Source organism: Micromonospora citrea (genome assembly GCF_049629545.1).
Taxonomy (GTDB): Bacteria; Actinomycetota; Actinomycetes; order Mycobacteriales; family Micromonosporaceae; genus Micromonospora; species Micromonospora citrea_A.
In genome coordinates this window covers 103,032-123,708 of sequence record NZ_JBNADX010000010.1, presented here as the reverse complement: position 1 = coordinate 123,708, position 20,677 = coordinate 103,032, and the positions used below count along the sequence as shown (strand labels likewise).

Genomic DNA, 20,677 nt, shown 5'->3' with positions numbered 1-20,677 from the left:
CTCACGGCGGTGTCACCTCGTTGGAAATTGTCGTGCCGGGGCCCTCACCTGCCGGTAGAGTCGCCCGCCCCGGCACGGCATGGCTGGATGGAGGGTAGCGGCGTGGGCTCGGTCACCGCCACTGTGGCACCGCCCACGGACTCAAACGTTATCCCACGGTTTCGGACATTTTGGGCCATATCACGATCTGGCTTCCGACGATACGCCACCTACCGGCAGGCCGCCGTCGCGGGCGTGGTCACCAACTCGGTCTTCGGCTTCCTCAAGTGTTACGTCCTGCTCGCCGTGGCCGGCACCGCCGGCGCGGCCGCCGGGTACGACCGGGCGCAGTTGGCGACGTTCGTCTGGGCCGGCCAGGGGCTGCTCGCGGTGGTCCTGCTCTGGGGCTGGACCGACCTGGCCGACCGGATCCGCACCGGCGACGTCGCGACCGACCTGCTCCGCCCGGTGCACCCGGTGACCAGCTACCTCGCCACCGACCTGGGCCGCGCCGGGTACGCCGCACTGGCCCGGATGCTGCCCCCGGTGCTGGTCGGGCCCCTCTTCTTCGACGTCCACCTGCCCACCCGCGCGGCCACCCTGCCGCTCTTCCTCGCCTCGGCGGTGCTCGCCGTGGTGCTCTGCTTCGCCTGCCGGTTCCTGGTCAACGCCACCGCCTACTGGTTGCAGGACGTGCGCGGGCCGATGATCCTCTGGACGCTCGGCTCCGGGGTGCTGGCCGGGCTCTACTTCCCGCTGCGCTTCCTGCCCGAGGGCGTCCAGTGGGCGCTCTGGCTCGGCACGCCGTTCCCGAGCCTGTTGCAGACCCCACTCGACGTGCTGGTCGAGCGGGACCCGACGCCCACCCAGCTCGGGTTGGTCGCGCTCCAGGCCGGCTGGACGGTGCTCCTGCTGGCCGGCTGCCGGTGGGTGCAGCGCCGGGCCGAACGCCGGCTGGTGGTGCAGGGTGGCTGAGCCGTCCGCCGGGACGGCGGCGTGCCAGGTGGCTGAGCCGCGCGGCGGGACGCTGGCCGCGTACCGGGCGCTGCTCGGGGCGCAGGCGCGTTCCCAGACGGCGTACCGGACCTCCTTCGCGGTCGACCTGCTGGGCAATGTCGGGGCCACCGTCTTCGACGTGCTGACCGTCCTGGTGCTCTACGGGGTGACCCGGGAGCTGGGCGGGTTCACCCTGCGCGAGACGCTGGTGATGGTCGGGCTGACCGCCGTCGCGTTCGCCACCGCAGACCTGCTGGTCGGCAACGTCGAGCGGCTGCCCCGGTACGTGCGCACCGGCCTGCTCGACGCCGTGCTGCTGCGGCCGCTGGGCGCGCTGCCCCAGTTGCTGCTGATGGACCTGCCGCTGCGCAAGGTCTCCCGGGCGCTGTTCGGGCTGGCGGTGTGGGTCACGGCGCTGGTCACCGCCGGGATCGACTGGACGCCCGCCCGGGTGGCGCTGGCGGTCGTCGCTCCGCTGGCGGCCGTGGTCTTCTTCGGCGCGGTCTTCGTCGCCACCGCCACCGTCTCGTTCTTCTGGGTGGAGTCGGGGGAACTGGCCAACTCGGTCACCTACGGCGGGCGTGACTTCACCTCGTACCCGGTCACGGTCTTCGACGGCTGGTTCCGCGCGGCCTTCGCGTACGGGCTGGGGTTCGCCTTCGTCAGCTACCAGCCGGCGCTCGCGCTGCTCGGCCGCGCCGACCCGCTCGGCCTGCCGGCCTGGGCCGGCTGGGCCGCGCCGGGCGTCGCGCTGCTCGCCCTCGCCGGCGCGGCCGCGGCCTGGCGCGTCGGTGTCCGCCATTACCGGAGTACGGGGTCATGAGCCTGGTCATCGACGCGCAGGGGCTGCGCAAGGAGTTCACGGTACGGGTCAGGGCCGGCCGGCTGCGCCGGCGCAAGCGCGTGGTCACCGCCGTCGACGGGGTGGACCTGCGGGTCCGGCGGGGCGAGATGCTCGGCTACATCGGTCCGAACGGGGCCGGCAAGTCCACCACCCTGAAGATGCTCACCGGCGTGCTGACCCCGTCGGCGGGGCAGGTCCGGGTCTGCGGGCTGCGCCCGGTGGCCGAGCGCACCCGGCTGGCGCTGCGCGTCGGCGTGGTCTTCGGCCAGCGGTCGCAGCTCTGGTGGGACCTGCCGCTGCGGGAGTCGTTCGACCTGCTCCGGCACGTCTACCGGGTGCCGGCCGGCGAGCACGCGGCCCGGCTGCGCCGCTGCCGGGGCCTGCTCGACCTCGACGGGTTCCTCGACACCCCGGTCCGGCAGCTCTCCCTCGGGCAGCGGATGCGCGGTGAGCTGACCGCCGCCCTGCTGCACGGGCCGCAGGTGCTCTTCCTCGACGAACCGACGATCGGCCTGGACGTGGTGAGCAAGCAGGCGGTCCGGGACTTCCTCGCCGAGCTGGGCCGGGCCGGCGACACGACGCTGGTGCTCACCACCCACGACCTGGCCGACATCGAGCGGCTCTGCCGCCGGCTGGTGGTGATCGACCACGGCCGGGTGGTGCACGACGGCACGATCGCCGACCTGCACGGCCGCTACGGCTCCCGGCGGCTGGTCGTCGCCGAGCTGGACGCCCCGCTGGCCGTAGCCCCGGTGCTGCCCGGCGCGGCGCTGCAGCGGGTGGAGTCCGACGGGCGGCGCCTGGTGTACGCGCTGGAGTCGGCGGGCGTGGCGCAGGTGGTCTCGGGGCTGGCCGGCCTGGCCACGCTGCGCGACATCTCGATCGTGGAGCCGGACATCGAGGAGGTGGTGGCCCGGCTCTACCGGGCCGCCGTCCCGCTGCGCTGACCGCCCGGAAACAACGGACGACGGCCCCCACCCGGTCGGCCGGGCGAGGGCCGTCGGACGGCCGGTCGGGTCAGACCTTGTCGCCGATGTTCACCTGGGGTGCGGGGGCGCGCATCCGGCGGAAGGTGATCGACCGCATGATCGCGTAGAGGTAGAGCGAGCCCATCCGCTCACCGCTGTTCGGGAACCGCTCGCGGACCAGCTTCTTGATCTTCCGCGAGATCAGGATCGAGTCGATCACCACACCGAGCGCGAGCGCCCCCCAGATCACGTTCGAGGCCAGCCGGATCGCCGGCGGCATCGCCTGGTTGGAGCCGATCAGCACGATCAGCGCGCCGCCGAAGAACCAGGTGCCGACCGTACGCCGGGAGTCGACCACGTTGCGGGCCAGCAGCCGCTCGGGGCCCCGGTCACGCGGGCCGCCCTCGCGGCGGAACTCGGCGGCGGCCTCGGCGCGCGCCCTGCGGCGCTGCTCCCGGGCCTCCTCCTTGGTCAGCGGCTTCGCCGGCCCGGCCGGGCGGCGACCGGCGCCGGGACGCTTCGGGGTCTGCACCCCGAGCTCCTTCTTGCTGGGCGTGTAGCCCCGGGCACGCGCGGCGGGCGGCTCCTCGGTCACCACCGGCGTGGTGGCGGAGGAGTCGGAGTCGGCGGACTTGCGACGAAACAGCGACGGCACGAGGTGAAGGGTAGCCAAACGACGCCGCCCGGTGCACATCACGGTGCACCGGGCGGTTCTCGACGTGACTCGCGTTACGGACGCTCGACGTGCGCGCCCAGGCTGGCCAGCTTCGCCTCGAAGTCCTCGTAGCCCCGGTTGATCAGGTCGACGCCGTACACCCGGGAGGTGCCCTCGGCGGCGAGCGCGGCGATCAGGTGGCTGAAGCCGGCGCGCAGGTCCGGGATGACCAGGTCGGCCGCGTGCAGCTTGCTCGGCCCGGCGATCACCGCGGAGTGCTTGAAGTTGCGCCGGCCGAAGCGGCACGGGGTGCCGCCGAGGCAGTCCCGGTAGACCTGGATGTTGGCGCCCATGCTGTTCAGCGCCTCGGTGTAGCCCAGCCGCTGCTCGTAGACCGTCTCGTGGACGATCGACAGGCCGCGGGCCTGGGTCAGCGCGACGACCAGCGGCTGCTGCCAGTCGGTCATGAAGCCCGGGTGCACGTCGGTCTCCAACGCCACCGCGTTGAGTTCGCCGCCCGGGTGCCAGAACCGGATGCCGCCCTCCTGGCCGGCGTCGCCCAGCTTCGGGGGACGGGCGTCGGTGACCTCGTACGCGCCGCCGACCGAGCGGAAGATGTTCAGGAAGGTCATCATGTCGACCTGCTGCGCGCCGAGCACCTCGACGTGACCGCGGGTGGCCAGCGCGGCCGCGGCCCAGCTCGCCGCCTCGATCCGGTCCGGGATCGGCCGGTGCGTGTAGCCGCTGAGCCGCTTCACGCCCTGGATCTCGATCACCCGGTCGGTGTGCACCTTGATGATCGCGCCCATCTTCTGCAGGATGCAGATCAGGTCGATGATCTCCGGCTCGACGGCCGCGTTGCGCAGTTCGGTGACGCCCTCGGCCATCACCGCGGTGAGCAGCACCTGCTCGGTCGCGCCCACGCTCGGGTACGGCAGGGCGAACTTGGTGCCGTGCAGCCCGTTCGGCGCCGACAGGTGCAGCCCCTCCGGGGTCTTCTCCACCGTCGCGCCGAACTCCCGCAGCGCCTGGAGGTGGAAGTCGATCGGGCGCGGCCCGATGTGGCAGCCGCCCAGGTCCGGGATGAAGGCGTGCCCGAGCCGGTGCAGCAGCGGCCCGCAGAACAGGATCGGGATCCGGCTGGAGCCGGCGTGCACGTTGATCTGGTCGGTGCTGGCGCTCTCGACGTTGGACGGGTCGAAGACGAGCTCGCCGTCCTCCGCGCCGTCGCTGACCTTCACCCCGTGCAGGCCGAGCAGACCCTTGACGACCTCGACGTCACGGATGCGCGGCACGTCGAACAACCGGCTGGGGGTGTCGCCCAGCAGGGCGGCGACCATCGCCTTGGAGACGAGGTTCTTCGCGCCGCGCACGCGGATCCGCCCTTCGAGCGGAGTACCTCCGTGTACGACCAGGACGTCATCGGTCAACGCAACCTCCAGCGCGTCGGGTGGTGCCTGTGTCGAGGATCGGGCCTGCGAACCGGTTCGGCTGTCAGCTACCCGCATCGGGATGGGCGCAAAACCGCCCGCGAATGTGTCGTCGCCCCGGCAGCATAGCCCTCGGTGACGAAAATGGAATCGGTCACATCGCCGAGTACGGCACGAACCGGGGTTTCCGGTGCGTATCCGTACCAGTGATGTGACCGTCCGTGATCAGGGCGCCGTCGGCGGCGGGGTGTCCGCGCCGGGCAGCGCGAGCATCTGGTCCAGCGCCACCCGCGCGTGGTGCGCGGTGTCCGGGTCCACGGTGATCTGGTTGACCACCCGACCGGCGGCCAGCTCCTCCAGCGCCCACACCAGGTGCGGCAGGTCGATCCGGTTCATCGTCGAGCAGTAGCAGACCGCCTTGTCCAGGAACATGATCTGCTTGTCCGGGTGCGCCAGCGCCAGCCGGCGGACCAGGTTGAGCTCGGTGCCGATGGCCCACGCCGAGCCGGCCGGAGCCGCCTCGATGGTCTTGATGATGTACTCCGTCGAGCCGACGTGATCGGCGGCGGTGACCACCTCGTGCCGGCACTCCGGGTGCACCAGCACGTTGACCCCCGGCACCCGCGCACGCACCTCGTCGACGCTGTCCAGGGTGAAGCGGCCGTGCACCGAGCAGTGCCCGCGCCACAGGATCATCTTCGCGTCGCGCAGCTGCTCCGCGGTGAGCCCGCCGTTCGGCTTGTGCGGGTCGTACAGCACGCAGTCGTCCAGCGACAGGCCCATCTCCAGCACGGCGGTGTTGCGGCCGAGGTGCTGGTCGGGCAGGAAGAGCACCTTCGAACCCTGCTGGTACGCCCAGTCCAGGGCCCGCTTCGCGTTCGACGAGGTGCAGACCACGCCCCCGTTGCGCCCGACGAAGCCCTTGATGTCCGCCGAGGAGTTCATGTACGTCACCGGGACGGTGTCGGCCGCGACGCCCAGTTCGGTCAGCACGTCCCAGGCGGTCTCGACCTGCGACAGCACCGCCATGTCGGCCATCGAGCAGCCGGCGGCCAGGTCGGGCAGGATCACCTTCTGCGCGTCCGAGGTCAGGATGTCGGCGCTCTCGGCCATGAAGTGCACGCCGCAGAAGACGATGTACTCCGCGTCCGGCCGGGCGGCCGCCTCACGGGCCAGCTTGAACGAGTCGCCCGTGACGTCGGCGAACTGGATCACCTCGTCGCGCTGGTAGTGGTGCCCCAGCACGAAGACCTTCGTGCCGAGCGCGGCCTTCGCCGCCGCCGCGCGCGCCACCAGGTCGGGGTCGCTCGGCGCCGGCAGGTCACCCGGACACTCCACGCCACGCTCGGTGGCGGGGTCGCTGCCGCGGCCGAGGAGCAGCAGCGCAGTGGCGGTGTTGGAGGGCTCAACCCAGGTCGAAGTCACGCCTCCCATGGTCCCACAGCGTGGCGGCGACGCAGCCTCCGCCGGTGTGGGCTGCCACACTGCCAGGCATGCGCGTGCTGCTCTGTCCGGACAAGTTCGCCGGCACCCTGGCGGCCCAGGAGGTCGCCACCGCCGTCGCCGAGGGGTGGCGCGACGTCGCCGCCGCCGACGACCTGCTGATCCGACCACTCGCCGACGGCGGGCCGGGGTTCGTCGCGGTGCTCGCCGACGCGCTCGGTGGCCGGCGGATCCCGGTGCCCACCGTCGACCCGCTCGGCCGGCCCGCCGCCGGTGAGATCCTGCTCACCGACGACGGCACCGCCTACCTGGAGAGCGCCCAGGCGTGCGGGCTGCACCTGCTCGCCGCCGCCGAACGCGACCCGAAGGCCACCACCTCGTACGGGCTGGGGACGCTGGTCACCGCCGCCGTCGAGCAGGGCGCCCGCACCGTCGTCGTCGGCCTCGGCGGCTCCGGCACCAACGACGGCGGGGCCGGCATGGTCACCGCGCTCGGCGCCACCCCGCTCGACCAGGCCGGCCGGGCCCTGCCGTACGGCGGGGCGGCGCTGGTCGGGGTCGCCGCGCTCGACGGCGCGCCCCGGCTGCGCGGGGCGACCCTGGTCGCCGCCACCGACGTGGACAACCCGCTGCTCGGGCTGCACGGCGCCAGCAACGTGTACGGCCCGCAGAAGGGGGCGACCCGGGAGGACGTGCTGCTGCTCGACGCCGCGCTGGAGCGCTGGGCCACCGTGTTGGAGAAGGACCTTCCGGGCTGCCCGCCCGGCCTGGGCGCGCTGCCCGGCGGCGGGGCGGCCGGCGGGCTCGGCGCGGCGATCCTCGCCCTGGGCGGGCGCTGCGAGTCCGGTATCGATCTGGTCACCCGGGCGATCAGGCTGGACGCCGCCCTCGACACCGCCGATCTGGTGATCACCGGGGAGGGCTCGTTCGACCACCAGTCGCTGCGCGGCAAGGTGGTCGCCGGCGTCGCCGGCGCGGCCCGGGACCGGGGGGTGCCCTGCGTGGTGCTGGCGGGACGGGTGAGCACCGGGAGGCGGGAGGCCGCCGCGGCCGGCGTCACCGACGCGTACAGCCTGGTGGAGCACTTCGGCGGGGAGGAGCACGGCGGGGTGGAGGCGGCGATGGGTCGGCCGGCGGAGGGACTGCGGGCGCTGGGCGCCCGGCTGGCCCGGCAGTGGAGCCGCTGAGGCGCCCCACCGGCCGTCCGTTCCGGGCGCAGGTCACGCCACCGGAGGTGACCTCGGCGGGAGCGGCGTACCATCGGATCCGGACCACACCGGGAATCACTGGCCGACGTGCGACGTTGGCCAGTGCGTCCGGACCCATACCGCGCAGGGAGATTTCCACGTGACCACGCCAGCGCAGACCGAGTCGACCGAGGCCCAGGCCCCTACTTCCGTCGTCCTCACCGACGTCGCGGCGCAGAAGGTCAAGGCCCTGATCGAGCAGGAGGGCCGCGACGACCTGCGGCTCCGTGTCGCGGTGCAGCCCGGTGGCTGCTCCGGCCTGCGGTACCAGCTCTTCTTCGACGAGCGGTCGCTCGACGGTGACGTCGTCTCCGACTTCGACGGTGTCGAGGTCGTCGTCGACCGGATGAGCGCCCCCTACCTGGCCGGGGCGACCATCGACTTCGCCGACCGCATCGACGCCCAGGGCTTCACCATCGACAACCCGAACGCGGGCAACTCCTGCGCCTGCGGCGACTCGTTCAGCTGAGTCGCGACACCGTCGCCGTGCAGCGGGGCCGCCCTCCGGGGCGGCCCCGCTGCCGTTCGGCGTCCGGCCGGGGGCGGGCGTACGGGCGGTGACGACCGGGTGGCCCGGGTACGACCGGCGGGTGGCATGTCGTCGACCGACCCTCGACCACCCGCCCGCGCGGACCGGTAGGCTGACCGGCGCCGTGCTCCCGACCCCGAGGGTTGACATGAAGATCGCCGTGACCGGCTCGATCGCGACCGACCACCTGATGAGCTTCCCCGGTCGCTTCGCCGACCAGTTCATCGCCGACCAGCTGCACAAGGTCTCGCTGTCGTTCCTCGTGGACGACCTGGTGCTGCGCCGCGGCGGGGTCGCGGCCAACATCGCCTTCGGCATGGCGCAGCTCGGGCTGCGCCCGATCCTGCTCGGCGCGGTCGGCGCCGACTTCGCCGACTACCGTTCCTGGTTGGAGCGGCACGGCGTCGACTGCGACTCCGTGCACGTCAGCGAGGTGGCGCACACCGCCCGCTTCGTGTGCACCACCGACACCGAGATGTGCCAGATCGCCTCCTTCTACGCCGGGGCGATGAGCGAGGCCCGCAACATCGAGCTGTCCCCGGTGGCGCAGCGGCTCGGCGGCCTCGACCTGGTGCTGGTCGGCGCGAACGACCCCGAGGCGATGATCCGCCACTCCGCCGAGTGCCGGGAGCGCGGTTACGCCTTCGTCGCCGACCCCTCCCAACAGCTCGCCCGGATGGACGGCGAGGACGTGCTCGGCCTGATCGAGGGCGCCGACTACCTGATGACCAACGACTACGAGAAGTCGCTGCTGCAGAGCAAGGTCGGCCTCTCCGACGCCCAGCTGCTGGACCGGGTGAAGGTCCGGGTCACCACGCTGGGCAAGGACGGCGCGGAGATCGCCGGCCGGGACTTCGACACCATCCACGTGCCGATCGCCCGGGAGATCCAGGCCGTCGACCCGACCGGCGTCGGGGACGGCTTCCGGGCCGGCTTCTTCACCGCCCTGTCCTGGGGTCTGGGCCTGGAGCGCGCCGCCCAGGTCGGTTCGCTGCTGGCCACGCTGGTGCTGGAGACCGTCGGCACCCAGGAGTACGAGGTGCGCCGCGACCTGTTCGTCAAGCGTCTGGCCGAGTCGTACGGCGACGACGCCGCCGAGGACGTGCGGCCGCACCTGCTGCCGTGAGCACCGCACCCGCCGCCGGCGGCCAGGTGCTGGTCGCGTTCGCCGGCCTGCCGGGCGTGGGGAAGAGCACCCTCGCCGGGCGGGTCGGCGCGGCGCTGGGTGCGCCGGTGCTGCCCGTGGATCCGGTCGAGCGGGCCCTGGCCCGGTACGGCCTGGTCGGTGACGTGCCGGGGACGGCCGCGTACGCCGCGGTCGCCGGGCTCGCCGAGGTGCAGCTCGGGCTCGGTCTGAGCGTGGTGGTGGACGCGGTCAACCCGGTGGCCGGCGCGCGCGGGCTCTGGCGCGACGTGGCCGAGCGCGCCGGTGTGCCGCTGCGGGTGATCGAGGTGCACTGCGGGGACGAGGCGGAGCACCGCCGTCGCGTCGAGGCCCGGCTTCCCGCCGAGCCCGACCCGTTCGCCCCCACCTGGGACCAGGTCCTCGTCCGCCGCGCCGGATACGAACCGATCATCGGCCCCCGCCTGGTCGTCGACACCACCGTCGACCTCGACCCCCTCCCCGCCATCCTCACCTACCTCCGCTGACCCCTCCCTCCCTCCCTCCCTCCCTCCCTCCCTCCCTACCCCGTCGATCTTGCAGTTTCGGTGGGGGTTACGCACCTCTCGGGCGTGAAGTCCCCGCCCGAACCGCAAGATCGACGGGGCGGGGGGTGGGGGTCAGGCGGGGGTGGGGTGGGGGTGGAGGGTGGTGAGGGCGCCGGGGCGGCCGTACCGGTAGCCCTGGCCGTGGACGCAGCCGATCGCGGTGACCGCCGCGTGCTGCTCCTCGGTCTCCACCCCCTCGGCCACCACCATCAGGTCGAACGCGCCGGCCAACCGGGTCACCATCTCCACCGTCGCGTACGCCCGGGAGTCGGTGTCGAGGCGGGCCACGAACGAGCGGTCGATCTTCAGCTCGGTGGCCGGGATGCGGTGCAGGTAGCTCAGCGAGGAGTAACCGGTGCCGAAGTCGTCGATGGCGATGCGGATGCCCAGCTCACGCAGTTGGGCGAGGCGTTCCAGCACCGCCTCGCTGCCGTCGATCAGCGCCGACTCGGTCAGCTCCAGGGTCAACGCGCGCGGGGCCAGGTCGGCGCTGGCGGTGGCCGAGGTGACCGTGGCGATCAGGTCGGGGCGGCGCAGGTGGGCGGCGGCGATGTTGACCGCCACGGTCGCCTCCGGCACCCGCTCGCGCCACGCGGCGGCGGCCCGGCACGCCTCGTGGACCACCCAGCGGTCGATTTGCACGATCAGCCCGGTCTCCTCCGCCAGCGGCAGGAACGCCGCCGGACTGAGCAGCCCCAGCCGGGGGTGTCGCCAGCGCACCAACGCCTCCGCGCTGCGTACCGCACCGGTGGCCAGGTCGACGATCGGCTGGTAGTCCAGGTGCAACTGCCGCTCGTCGACCGCCCGGCGCAGGTCGGCGATCAGCTCCGCCCGGGTCACCGCGGATTCCCGCAGCGCCGGGGTGCAGGTCCGGTACGCGGACTTCCCGGCGGCCTTGGCCGCGTACATGGCGATGTCGGCGTCGCGGAGCACGTCGGTGTGGGAGGCGTGCTGCGGGCCGTACTCGGCGATGCCGATGCTGGCCGACGGGTGGATGCCGACGTCCTCCTCGCCGGGCGAGGGTTGCAGGGCGGCGAGCAGCCGCTCGGCGAGCCGTTCCGGCGCGACCGGCCGGGCCGCGTCGACCAGGACGGCGAACTCGTCGCCGCCGAGCCGGGCGATGTCGCCGTCGTCGCCGACCGCGTCGCGCATCCGGCCGGCGATGGTGGTCAGCAGGGCGTCCCCGGTGGCGTGGCCGAACCGGTCGTTGACCTGCTTGAACCCGTCCAGGTCCAGCAGCAGCACGGCGACCGGTGGGCCGTCGCGCAGCGCCCGGCGCAGCCGCCGGTTGAACATCAGCCGGTTGGGCAGCCCGGTGAGCTGGTCGGTGTACGCCAGCCGGCGCAGCCGGCCGACCAGCCGCAGGTTCTCGTTGGCGGCCAGCCCCTGCCGCAGCGCCAGCACGCCGAGCAGCGTCATCATGCCGGTGAAGACCAGCTGCGGGGTCTGCCCGGTGGGGCGGCGGGCCAGCACCACCGCGATGATCGCCCCGCCCACCGGCAGGTACGGCAGGGCCACCCGCCACCAGGGCGGCAGCGGCGACTCGGTGCTGTCGTCGACGCCGTCACAGACCGGCGGCGGTGGATGGCTCGCCGCCACCCCGATCAGCAGGTAGCTCAGCGGCCAGCAGAGGTCGATCGGGTGCCCGGGGGCGTAGCTGTGGTGCGCGACCAGCGAGACGTAGATCGCGTCCGCCCCGGCCCGGACGGCGAGGCTCGCCCCGATCAGGGTCAGCGGCCGCCACACCGGTCGCCGCGGTCCGGCGACCGCGACCAGGATGGTCAGCTGCATCAGGTCGAGCATCGGGTAGAGCAGGCCGAAGGTGCGCAGCGGGTCGGCGAGGTCGGCGGTGGCGATGTCCCGGAACACCACGACCCAGCCGATCGGGATCAGCGCGAGCCCGACGATCACCCCGTCGAGCAGGGTGCGGGCCCGGCCGACGAGGCTGCGCGGGGCCGACAGCGAGCAGAGCAGGGCTGCGGTGCCGGTGACGATCCCGGCGGTGAAGACCGCCCCGATGAGGAAGGTGTGCGGCAGCTCCGGACTGCTGATCCGCTCGACGGTCCAGACCGTACGGCCGGCGGCGGACAGCCCCATGGTGAGCGCGAGCAGCGTCCAGAACCGGCGCAGCGGCGGAGGGTGTCGGCGGGCCGCGTCCGAACACGCGAGGGTGGCCCAGGTGGCCACCGTGATCGCGCCCAGGTCGCTGACCAGCGCCGCCTGCGGCAGCGCGACGACCAGCCAGAGGGCCTCGACGAGGACGACCGCCGTGGCGACGACGACGCCGACGCGGCGGGCGCGCGGGGTGACGGCCTCGCGGCGGACGTCGTGGGGCAGCACGGTGGTCGCTCCGGCTCTCTTCTTTGTGCGCACGCCTCAAGGCTGAGGACCGCCTCGCGGGCGGCGAACCATCGAAGCGTAGCCACCGGGCGGGCGGGCCGCCAGGTCCGGCCGACCCACCTGCGCGGACGTGGACGGGCCGGCGGGACCGGGGAGGTCGCGCCGGCCCGTCGTCGTCCCTACTGCACGGTGACGTTGTCGACGTACACGGCGGAGCCGCCGCTCGCCCCGCTGCCCGGGACGAACTGCACGCCGATCTCGCGGACGTCACCGAGGTTGGCCACGCCGCCGAGGTGGAGGGTGAGGGTGACGCCGGACGAGGTGACGGTCACCGCGCCGCCGTCGTACCACTGCCAGCCGGAGCCGGTCTTGACGTAGAGCTTGGCCTGGCTGCCGGTGCCGAAGCTGCCCCAGGTGGCGACCCGGGCGGTGGCCCGCAGCGTGGTCCTCCCGCTGAGGCTGGTGGTCGCGCTCCGGCGCAGGTACGCCGCGCCGGCGGCGAGGTTGACGTCGGACTTCAGGGCGTACGAGCCCTGGGCGGCCCACTCGTTCACCCGCCACGGCCCGCCGGTGACGTTGGTGCCGGCCCAGCCGTCGGTGCCCGACTCGAAGCCGGCCAGCAGGGTGCCCCCGGTGGGCGGCGGCGGGCTGGTGGTGCCGCCACCGGGCTCGGTGACGGTGCCCAGGTCGACCTCGCCCCGGTTGGCGATCCAGGAGTTGTTGAACAGGGTGCTCGCGCCGGCGTTGCGCGCCGGGCCCCAGCCGTCGTTCCAGGCCAGGAAGTAGGTGGTCCGGGGGTAGTTCTGCTGGAAGGCGGTGATCCACCTGCCGTAGTCGAAGGAGCCCTGGCTGTCCGGTCCGATCTCGGCGAACGCGAACGGCTTGCCCAGCGCGGTCAGCTCGTTGTACGCGGACTGGATGCCGGAGGTCTGCGGGTTGTCGTCGTAGGCGTCCATGCCGACGATGTCCACGTAGGACGCACCCGGGTAGAAGGCGGTGCGGTTGCCCCGGCTGAAGTCGGCGGAGTAGATCCAGAGCAGGTTGTCCAGCCCCTTGGTGCCGGTGAGGTAGCTGTGCATCTGCTGCCAGACCTGCCGGAAGGTGGCCTGGTCCCGGTTGCCCCACCAGAACCAGTCGCCGTTCATCTCGTGGAACGGCCGGAACAGCACCGGCACGCCGGCGTTCTCCAGGTCCTGCAGGCCGGCGGCCATCTTGTCCATCAGCCGCCGCCACCGGGCGCCCGCCTCGGTGGACGGGTTGAGCAGGTCGGCGAAGTTGCCCATCGCGGTGTTCAGGCCGCCGCCGTTGGCGTTGGCCGGGCTCGGCGAGTGGACACTGATGGTTACCAGACCGCCGCTGTTCCACCAGGACTTCAGGCTGGCGTTGCACGAGTGGTCGACCAGCGCGGTGATGTCGCTGTTGGTGGCCCAGCCGGAGCCGTAGTCGCAGCTGAGGATCGCCGGGTACTGGCCGGTGGCGTTGCGCAGTTCCTCGGTCTGGGCGAGGGAGAAGCCGCTGTTGCTGTAGCCGCCGAAGAAGCCGGAGGCGATCCGGTTGGTGCTCCGGTTGGGCAGGTGGGCCAGCCAGTTGAGGACGCTGCGGGTCGAGGCGGAGGCGTTCGGGTTGACGGGCGCGACGGTGTGCGCGTCGGCGCGCCCGATCACGGTCAGCAGGGAGGCCGCGACGAGGGCGGTGGCGGCGGCGCTGAGCGCGAGGCGGAGTCGTCTACTTCGCATCGGACCAACCTTTTCGGGGACGGGGGTGGTGGTCCGGACCCTCCGCGCGGTCAGGGCCCGTCCCACCAGTGGACTCCTGAACCGGTTAAGTTTCAAGCATGTAAATGCATTGTTGCCGTCACGCCGAGTGACTCAGGCCCACTCCTCGGCGGCGTCGCCGTCGGCCGCCGGGTCCACCCCCGACACCGGCGGACCGCCGTGCGTCCACGGGGTTTCCTCCGGCGCGGGGAACGCCCCCGCCGGCATGAACGCGTCGGAGAGCGTGGTCAGGCAGAGCCGCTCCCCCACCTCGGGCACCGTGCCCGGCGGCGCGGTCAGCCCCCGCCCCATCCCGCCGGAGAGCTCCAGCACCACCTCGGTCTTGCCGTCGGCCGGGGTCACGAAGACCACCTTCGCCTTCTGCGCCGGGCGGGCCGGGGAGTACAGCGTCGCCCCCACCGGCACCAGCACCGGCTCGGTGGTCACCACCTGGATGCGCGGGCGCAGCACCGGCCGCCTGCCGCTGTCGTCCACCCGCTTCGCGTCGGCCAGGGTCACGTCGCCGACGAACGCCTCACCGGTCAACCGGTGCTCCGCCATGACCAGCGGATCGTCGTAGGCGCGCTGCACCGCGTACGAGGTCAGGGCCCGCTCCAGCCGGTGCAGCCGTACCGCCGCGGCCACCGCCCCGTCCCGGCGGGGCTGCGGCGCGCCACCCGCGTCGACGTGCTCGGCGTACCCGGTGAAGGCGTCCCTGTCGCCGTCCCAGCGGCCCGCCACCCGCGCCCCGGGCGGCAGTGCCCGCAACAACCCGACGCCGCGCCACATCAGCTCCCAGGTGGGCGCGAGCTGGTCGCGCAGCACCCGCTCCAGCTCCGCGTACGCCGCCGCGACCGCGACCGGGTCCTCCCCCGCCTCCGCGTACGCGGCCACGGCCGGGGCGAGCACCCGGTTGTCGAAGTCCGGGTCGGTGGCCGGGCCGGCCGGCGGGCAGCTGCCCGGGTCCTCCGCCCGGGCGGCCGCCTGCGCGCCGGTGAGCCCGGCGGGCGGGTCGATCCAGCCCAGCAACGCCGGCAGGTGCAGGTCCTCCACCGTGCTCTGCCCGGTGGCCCAGTGCAGGGTCAGCGCGTCGGTCATCGCCAGCAGCGCCGACGAGCCGGGATGCTCGGCCCGCTCGGTGAAGAAGGTCAGCCACCGCCCGAGCAACGGCACGTCGGGGTGCACCGGGTACTCGCCGTCGGGGCGGCGGAACCGGGTGGAGCGGCCGAACAGCCGCAGGAAGCCGACCCCGGCGGGGCTCGGCACCAGCAGCTGCGGCGCGTCCACGTACCGGTACCGCACGTCCCGGCCCCGGTCCACCGGCACCGCCTCCGACACCCCCCGGAAGGAGTCCAGGTACGGCAGCACGATCGCGGCCAGCTCGGCGGCGAACCGGAACCGCTGGTCCCGGTTGCGCGGCTGCGGCACGATCAGCAGCCGCCCGTCGTCCGGGGCCGTGCCGACCAGCGCCGCGAGCGGGGCGTTCGCCTCCCCGGCCATGCCGAGCGGCACCAGCACCAGCGGCCGCTCGGCCAGGTGCAGGTGGCGGACCGTGGCCACCGGCTGGGCCACCCCGGCGGCGACCGCCTGCGCCCGGGCCAGCGCACGCAGCGTACTCATGCGGGGTCTCCGGCGAGGGCGTCGGCGCGCAGGCGGGCGGCGGCCCGCAGCAGCGCGGCGGCCTCCTCCTGACCGGGGTCGGGGGCGCGCTCGCCGGCGGCCAGCGCCAGCACGTCGGCCACCGTGCCCACGCCGCCCAGCGCCTCGCGCACCGGCCGGCCCAGGGCGCCGGTGTGCCCGCGCGCCTCGTCCCGGCAGAAGTACGCCAGCTCGCAACTGGCCAGGCACTCCGGCGCGTAGCGGGCCTCGACGGTGCGCAGCGCGGCGGCCAGTTCGGCCGGCTCGGCCGCCGGGTCGGCGGTGAACCCCGCCGGGACCCCGGCGAGCAGGTCGTCCAGCCGGGCCATCCGGTCGAGCTGGCGGCGCAGCACCAGCAACTGCTTGCGCACGTCGAGCAGGCTCGCCACCGGCCGGTTCGTGAAGTCGCGCGGGCAGACCAGCACCACGTCGTGCGAGACCAGCTCCTCGTCGTGCCCCTCGGCGGCGAGCAGTTCGCGCAGCGCCAGCACGTAGACGGCGGACTGGACGGCGGCGGCGGCGACCTTCGCCGGGTCGGCCTGCCCGTCGACGACCGGGAACGACTTGATCTCCACCACGTGGAACCGGCCGCCGAGGCGGGCCGCGACCAGATCCGGCTCCAGGCTCACCCGCTGCCCGGCGACGTCCAGCCCGAGCAGCGGATGGTCGAACAGCGCCGCGTCCGGCCCGACCGCGGTCAACGCCCGCCGGGACCGCTCGTGCCGGTCCGGCAGGTCGTCCGCGCCGCCCAGGTCCGTCCAGCTCGCCCGCTCCGGCACCGGCACGCCCAGCCGTTGCGCGACCAGCCGCAGCAGCTCCACCCCACCGTCGGCCTTGACCTGCGCCTCGAACGCGTTGCCCCGGGTGATGGCGAACCGGGACTGCCCGAAGCGGGCCGGGAAGCCGATCCGCTCGGCGAGCTTCGGCTTGTCCACCCCGGCGCCGTCGAGCACCGCCCGCCGGGCACAGCCCGGGTTGCCGGTGAGCGCGGCGATGGTACGGGCGTTGTGCCGCTTCGGCGGCGCGTCACCCCTGATGGCGGCCAGTCGCTGCGCGGTGCTCGTCACGACAGGCCACGATAGCCGTCCGCCGTCACCCCGGCCGGCACCGCGCGGGCGCGTGCCGGGCACCTCAGCCGACCGGACTGCCCTGGATCCGGGCGCGGCGGACCAGCACGGCGGTCACCACCGCGGCGGTCAGGGCCAGCGCCGCCATCGACCAGAGCACCGCGCGCAGCCCGCCGGTGAAGCCCGGATCGGCCAGCCGGCCACCGGTCGTGCTGGCCAGCACCGCGCCGACCACCGCGATGGCGACCGTCTCGCTGGCCAGCCGGGCCGTGTTGATCATCCCGGCGCCGGTGGCCGCCCGGTGCGGCGCGACACTGCCGATCGCCATCGCGTCGAGCAGCCCGATGGACAGGCCCACCCCGACGCCGATGGTGAGCAGCGGACCCGCCAGGGCGGCCGCGCCGCTGTCCGGGGCGAGGACGGTGGCCCAGGCCGCGCCGGCCGCGACCACCGCCACCGAGGTGACGACCACCGCCGAGGGCGGCACCAGCCGGGCCGTCGCGCCGGTGAGCAGCGGCAGCACCAGCGTCGGCGCGGTCAGCAGGATCAGCGTGGCGCCGGCCGCGCCGGGACTCATCCCGACCACCGTGGTCAGGTACGACGGCAGGTACACCAGCAGCGGCACCAGCACCGCGACGATGGTGGCCGCCGCCAGGCAGATCCCGACGAAGCGGGGGCTCGCCAACAGGGCCAGGTCGAACATCGGATCGTGGCGACGCCGCTCCACCACGACGAAGGCCACCAGCAGGACGAGCGCGGCGACGAACGCGGCCACGATCACCGGGGCGGACCACCCCGTCTCGGGACCCTGCACGAAACCGAAGATGAGCAGCAGCAGCGCGGCGGTGAAGGTGACCGTGCCGGGCCAGTCGATCCGGCCGGCGTGCGGCTGGCGCGACTCGGGCAGCAGCGGGGTCAGCGCCAGCACCACCAGGGCGGCCAGGGCCGGCCCGGCGAAGACGGCCCGCCAGCCGAAGGCGTCGATCAGCAGCCCGGCGATGGAGGGGCCGAAGGCCAGGCCGACGCCGATGGTCGTACCGAAGAGGCTGAACACGCGGGCCCGGGCCCGGCCGGTGAACGTGGCGGCCAGGATGGCGGAGGCGCTGGTCGCGGCGGCGGCCGCGCCGACCCCGGCGAGCGCGCGAAGCAGGTCGAGCAGCACGATGCCGGTGGCCACCGAGGCGGCCAGCCCGGCCCCGGCGAAGATCGCGACGCCGGTGGCGAAGACCCGCCGCCGGCCGAGCAGGTCCGCCAGCGCGCCGGTGGCCAGCATGAAGCTGGCGAAGGTGGCGTTGTAGCCGTTCACCACCCACTGCACGCCGGCCAGCCCGGCGTCGAGGTCCCGGCCTATCTCCGGCAACGCCACCGACGCGCCGGTCAGCGACGCGGGCAGCGAGACGGTGGACAGCAGGACGGCGACCAGCACGACGGCCGGGTGGTTGCGCAATGAATCTCCCCGTTTCTCGGCGGCCTCAGCCTAGAACGGGCAGGTGGGGGCGGGTCCGGCACGGGGTCGGGTCAGCGTTCGGCCGAGCGGTTCCAGGGCGAGCGGGGCAGCCGCGCCCCGGCCAACGGCCGGCGGCGGCGACGGTGCCGGCGACGGCCCGGGGTGCAGGGCGGACGGGAGACGGTGTGCACCGGCGCGGGATCCGGTACGACGGGCTGCCGGCCGATCAGCCAGCACAGGAAGCGGGCCATCGCTCAGCCGACCGGGAGGCGACGGGCCTCGTCCTTCGAGATGGCGTACTCGGCCCCGCAGAACGTGCACTGCTGCGCGTACCGGGTGCGCACCGGGATCAGCGGGATGAAGAAGAGGGTGAACTTCGTCGACCGCCGGGTGACGACCTGGGCGGCCTGGTTGCCGCAGTTGCGGCAGACGGCGGTGGCCACACCCGAGCGGCTGACCGACGTGCGAAGTCCGAAGATGAAGAACATCGCCCGCCTGTACCCCGCCCGCGACGGTTGAACCCCCCGATCTCAGGAAGTGGTGCGCCGCCACGGACGGCGCGCGTCGAGTTCGGCGGCGAGCAGCTCCAGGAAGGCCCGGAACCCCTCCTCGCCGTGCGGCGTCGGCATCTCGTCGGTGAGTGGGCCACGGTGCCGGCGGGCCCGCACGATCGCGGCGGCGTAGACGCCCGGGCCGGCGACGAAGTGCCGCCGCTCCACCATGGCGTCGGCCATCCGGCTCGCGGCGACGTCGTCCAACTCCCTCGTGAAGGTCAATCCGTAGAGGATCTGGTTGACGACACCCTTCCAGTCGTCGCGGGGCATCGCTGGCCTCCTCGGAAACCCTCGCCGAGCTGCGGTGACGATGACATGATCCCCGAGCGCGGCCAGGATGCGGTCTGACCCGCCGGGCCGCATCCTGATGCCGGTCGCGGAACTTTTCGCCACACGGGTGTCCGGATCCGGCTCCCGCGTTCGTCACTCGGGTGAGACCACGACACCGAGGAGCCGAGACATGCAGTTCATGATGTTCGTCTGCACCGACACCGAGCCGGACACCGACCCGGGCGCCGCCCCGGACATCGAGCGGTGGGTGGCCGACCGGGACGCCGCCGGCCAGCGCCTGCTCGGCGAGCGGCTGGCCCCGCCGTCGGCGGCCACCACGGTCCGGGTACGCGGCGGCGAGCTGCTGCTGACCGACGGGCCGTTCGCCGAGACCAAGGAGGTCATCGTCGGTTTCGACATCCTCGAGTGCGCCGACCTGGACGAGGCGGTCGAGGTGGCCCGCGCCCACCCGATGGCGTACGCGGGGCGGATCGAGCTGCGCCCGTTCGACCCGCTGGACTGAGGTGGGCACCGACACCGCGCGGGCCGTCGCCGACGCGGGCGCCGAGGCGTACCCGAGGATCGTCGCCGCGCTGATCCGCAGCACCGGGGACTGGACCCTGGCCGAGGACTGCGCGCAGGAGGCGCTGGCCTCGGCGCTGGAACGCTGGCCCCGCGACGGCGTGCCCGGCAACCCGGGCGGCTGGCTGATGACGGCCGCCCGCAACCGGGCCGTGGACGTGCTGCGCCGGGCCTCGGTGGAGCGCCGCAAGCTGCACGAGCTGGCGCTGCTCACCGCTGCGGCCCCGGCGCCCGAGCAGGAGGGGGACGTGGTGGACGACCGGTTGCGGCTCATCTTCACCTGCTGCCATCCGGCGCTGGCGCCGGAGGCGCGGGTCGCGTTGACGCTGCGCACGGTCGCCGGGGTGCCGACCGCCGACATCGCCCGCGCCTTCCTGGTCGGCGAGTCCGCGATGACCCGGCGGATCACCCGGGCGAAGGCCCGGATCGCCGACGCCGGCATCCCGTACCGGGTGCCGACCGGGGCCGCGCTGGTCGAGCGGCTGCCGGGCGTGCTGGCCGTGCTCTACCTGCTCTTCACCCGGGGGTACGACGCGGACGGCGAGCCGGCCTTCGCCGACGAGGCGATCCGGCTGGCCCGGCTGCTCGACCGGCTGCTGCCGGACGAGCCGGAGGTGGCCGCCCTGTTGGCGTTGTTCCTGTTGCAGAACTCACGCCGGGCGGCCCGCCGGGACGCCGACGGCAACCTGCTCACCCTCGACGAGCAGGACCGCTCCCGCTGGGACCGGGCCGCCGTCGCCGAGGGTCTGGCCGTGCTGGCCCGCGCCGGTGACGGCCCGTACGCCCTCCAGGCCCGGATCGCCGCCGCCCACGCCACCGCCGCGACCGGCGCGGACACCGACTGGGCCGCCATCGCCGGCTGGTACGACGAGCTGGCCCGGCTGCGCCCCACCCCGGTGGTCCGGCTCAACCGGGCGGTGGCACACGGCTACGCGCACGGCCCACTGGCGGGTCTGGCCCTGATCGTCGAGGCGCGGACCGGCGGCGCGCTCGACGGCTACCCACCGGCGGTGGCCGCCGAGGCCGAGCTGACCGCCCGCCACGGCGACCCGGTACGCGCCGCAGCGCTGTTCCGGGACGCCGCCACCCTGGTCTGCTCCGAGCCGGAGCGGCGGGCCCTGCTGCGTCGGGCCGAGTCGCTGACGCCCTCAGGCCCGTAGCGTGCGCGCCGACACCCACCGGGTTCGGGGCCGGTGGGCGGCGGCGGGCGGGTGGCGCACGTCG

20 protein-coding genes are annotated in these 20,677 nt (G+C 74.0%); 9 read left to right on the top strand and 11 right to left on the bottom strand.

The window, feature by feature from the left end:
- Window positions 1-234 precede the first annotated feature (234 nt).
- The 3 genes from ACPFP2_RS13650 to ACPFP2_RS13640 are packed head-to-tail and all read left to right on the top strand — an operon-like array spanning window position 235 to window position 2,766.
- On the top strand, window positions 235-954 hold the full coding sequence (locus ACPFP2_RS13650; protein WP_424089509.1) for an ABC transporter permease: 720 nt from the start codon (window positions 235-237) through the stop codon (window positions 952-954).
- A 28-nt stretch (window positions 955-982) separates the two neighbouring features.
- Window positions 983-1,798 carry an ABC transporter permease gene (locus ACPFP2_RS13645; RefSeq protein WP_424089508.1) on the top strand — a complete coding sequence of 272 codons (816 nt, stop codon included), beginning with the start codon at window positions 983-985 and terminating at the stop codon, window positions 1,796-1,798.
- On the top strand, window positions 1,795-2,766 hold the full coding sequence (locus tag ACPFP2_RS13640) for an ABC transporter ATP-binding protein (protein ID WP_424089506.1): 972 nt from the start codon (window positions 1,795-1,797) through the stop codon (window positions 2,764-2,766). Before ACPFP2_RS13645 ends, ACPFP2_RS13640 begins: the two co-directional genes overlap by 4 nt.
- 70 nt (window positions 2,767-2,836) lie before the next feature.
- On the opposite strand, the gene ACPFP2_RS13635 is transcribed toward ACPFP2_RS13640, so the two are convergent.
- From ACPFP2_RS13635 to nadA, 3 genes are all read right to left on the bottom strand, one after another.
- Window positions 2,837-3,481 (bottom strand): DUF3043 domain-containing protein, encoded by a 645-nt coding sequence (locus tag ACPFP2_RS13635; protein ID WP_424089504.1) that lies wholly within the window; start codon window positions 3,479-3,481, stop codon window positions 2,837-2,839.
- A 35-nt stretch (window positions 3,482-3,516) separates the two neighbouring features.
- Window positions 3,517-4,872: a UDP-N-acetylglucosamine 1-carboxyvinyltransferase gene (gene murA / locus ACPFP2_RS13630; protein ID WP_424089502.1), complete on the bottom strand. Its 1,356-nt coding sequence runs from the start codon at window positions 4,870-4,872 to the stop codon at window positions 3,517-3,519.
- 225 nt (window positions 4,873-5,097) lie between these two features.
- Window positions 5,098-6,297, bottom strand: coding sequence for a quinolinate synthase NadA (nadA, locus tag ACPFP2_RS13625; protein WP_424089500.1), 1,200 nt, complete (start codon window positions 6,295-6,297; stop codon window positions 5,098-5,100).
- A gap of 68 nt (window positions 6,298-6,365) precedes the next feature.
- Here nadA and ACPFP2_RS13620 point away from each other — a divergent pair, with 68 nt between their 5' ends.
- The 4 genes from ACPFP2_RS13620 to ACPFP2_RS13605 all read left to right on the top strand — a co-directional run bounded on the left by ACPFP2_RS13620 (window position 6,366) and on the right by ACPFP2_RS13605 (window position 9,741).
- Window positions 6,366-7,502 (top strand): glycerate kinase, encoded by a 1,137-nt coding sequence (locus tag ACPFP2_RS13620; RefSeq protein WP_424089498.1) that lies wholly within the window; start codon window positions 6,366-6,368, stop codon window positions 7,500-7,502.
- A gap of 160 nt (window positions 7,503-7,662) precedes the next feature.
- Window positions 7,663-8,031 (top strand): iron-sulfur cluster insertion protein ErpA, encoded by a 369-nt coding sequence (gene erpA, locus ACPFP2_RS13615; protein WP_088975347.1) that lies wholly within the window; start codon window positions 7,663-7,665, stop codon window positions 8,029-8,031.
- Between the two features lie 208 nt (window positions 8,032-8,239).
- Entirely contained in the window at window positions 8,240-9,217 is a 978-nt protein-coding gene (locus tag ACPFP2_RS13610; protein WP_424089495.1) for a carbohydrate kinase family protein, read from the top strand.
- The gene (locus ACPFP2_RS13605; RefSeq protein WP_424089494.1) at window positions 9,214-9,741 is read left to right on the top strand and encodes an AAA family ATPase; all 528 of its coding nucleotides are present in this window, start codon (window positions 9,214-9,216) and stop codon (window positions 9,739-9,741) included. Before ACPFP2_RS13610 ends, ACPFP2_RS13605 begins: the two co-directional genes overlap by 4 nt.
- A gap of 132 nt (window positions 9,742-9,873) precedes the next feature.
- Here ACPFP2_RS13605 and ACPFP2_RS13600 read toward each other — a convergent pair whose 3' ends face one another.
- The 8 genes from ACPFP2_RS13600 to ACPFP2_RS13565 all read right to left on the bottom strand — a co-directional run bounded on the left by ACPFP2_RS13600 (window position 9,874) and on the right by ACPFP2_RS13565 (window position 18,871).
- Window positions 9,874-12,174 carry a putative bifunctional diguanylate cyclase/phosphodiesterase gene (locus ACPFP2_RS13600; RefSeq protein WP_424089492.1) on the bottom strand — a complete coding sequence of 767 codons (2,301 nt, stop codon included), beginning with the start codon at window positions 12,172-12,174 and terminating at the stop codon, window positions 9,874-9,876.
- Window positions 12,175-12,320: 146 nt separating this feature from the next.
- Window positions 12,321-13,877, bottom strand: coding sequence for a glycosyl hydrolase (locus ACPFP2_RS13595; RefSeq protein WP_424089490.1), 1,557 nt, complete (start codon window positions 13,875-13,877; stop codon window positions 12,321-12,323).
- Window positions 13,878-14,009: 132 nt separating this feature from the next.
- Complete coding sequence (locus ACPFP2_RS13590; protein WP_424089488.1) at window positions 14,010-15,515, bottom strand: hypothetical protein; 1,506 nt, start codon at window positions 15,513-15,515, stop codon at window positions 14,010-14,012.
- Window positions 15,512-16,600 (bottom strand): hypothetical protein, encoded by a 1,089-nt coding sequence (locus ACPFP2_RS13585; protein WP_424089486.1) that lies wholly within the window; start codon window positions 16,598-16,600, stop codon window positions 15,512-15,514. Before ACPFP2_RS13585 ends, ACPFP2_RS13590 begins: the two co-directional genes overlap by 4 nt.
- 64 nt (window positions 16,601-16,664) lie before the next feature.
- A complete protein-coding gene (locus tag ACPFP2_RS13580; protein WP_424089484.1) occupies window positions 16,665-18,047 on the bottom strand; it encodes an MFS transporter in 1,383 nt (460 codons plus the stop codon).
- Window positions 18,048-18,118: 71 nt separating this feature from the next.
- Entirely contained in the window at window positions 18,119-18,298 is a 180-nt protein-coding gene (locus ACPFP2_RS13575) for a hypothetical protein (RefSeq protein WP_424089482.1), read from the bottom strand.
- A 3-nt stretch (window positions 18,299-18,301) separates the two neighbouring features.
- Window positions 18,302-18,535 (bottom strand): zinc-ribbon domain-containing protein, encoded by a 234-nt coding sequence (locus ACPFP2_RS13570; RefSeq protein ID WP_424089480.1) that lies wholly within the window; start codon window positions 18,533-18,535, stop codon window positions 18,302-18,304.
- Between the two features lie 42 nt (window positions 18,536-18,577).
- Entirely contained in the window at window positions 18,578-18,871 is a 294-nt protein-coding gene (locus tag ACPFP2_RS13565) for a hypothetical protein (protein ID WP_424089478.1), read from the bottom strand.
- Window positions 18,872-19,061: 190 nt separating this feature from the next.
- Here ACPFP2_RS13565 and ACPFP2_RS13560 point away from each other — a divergent pair, with 190 nt between their 5' ends.
- On the top strand, window positions 19,062-19,394 hold the full coding sequence (locus tag ACPFP2_RS13560; RefSeq protein ID WP_424089476.1) for a YciI family protein: 333 nt from the start codon (window positions 19,062-19,064) through the stop codon (window positions 19,392-19,394).
- A gap of 1 nt (window position 19,395) precedes the next feature.
- Window positions 19,396-20,613: an RNA polymerase sigma factor gene (locus tag ACPFP2_RS13555; RefSeq protein ID WP_424089475.1), complete on the top strand. Its 1,218-nt coding sequence runs from the start codon at window positions 19,396-19,398 to the stop codon at window positions 20,611-20,613.
- Window positions 20,614-20,677 lie beyond the last annotated feature (64 nt).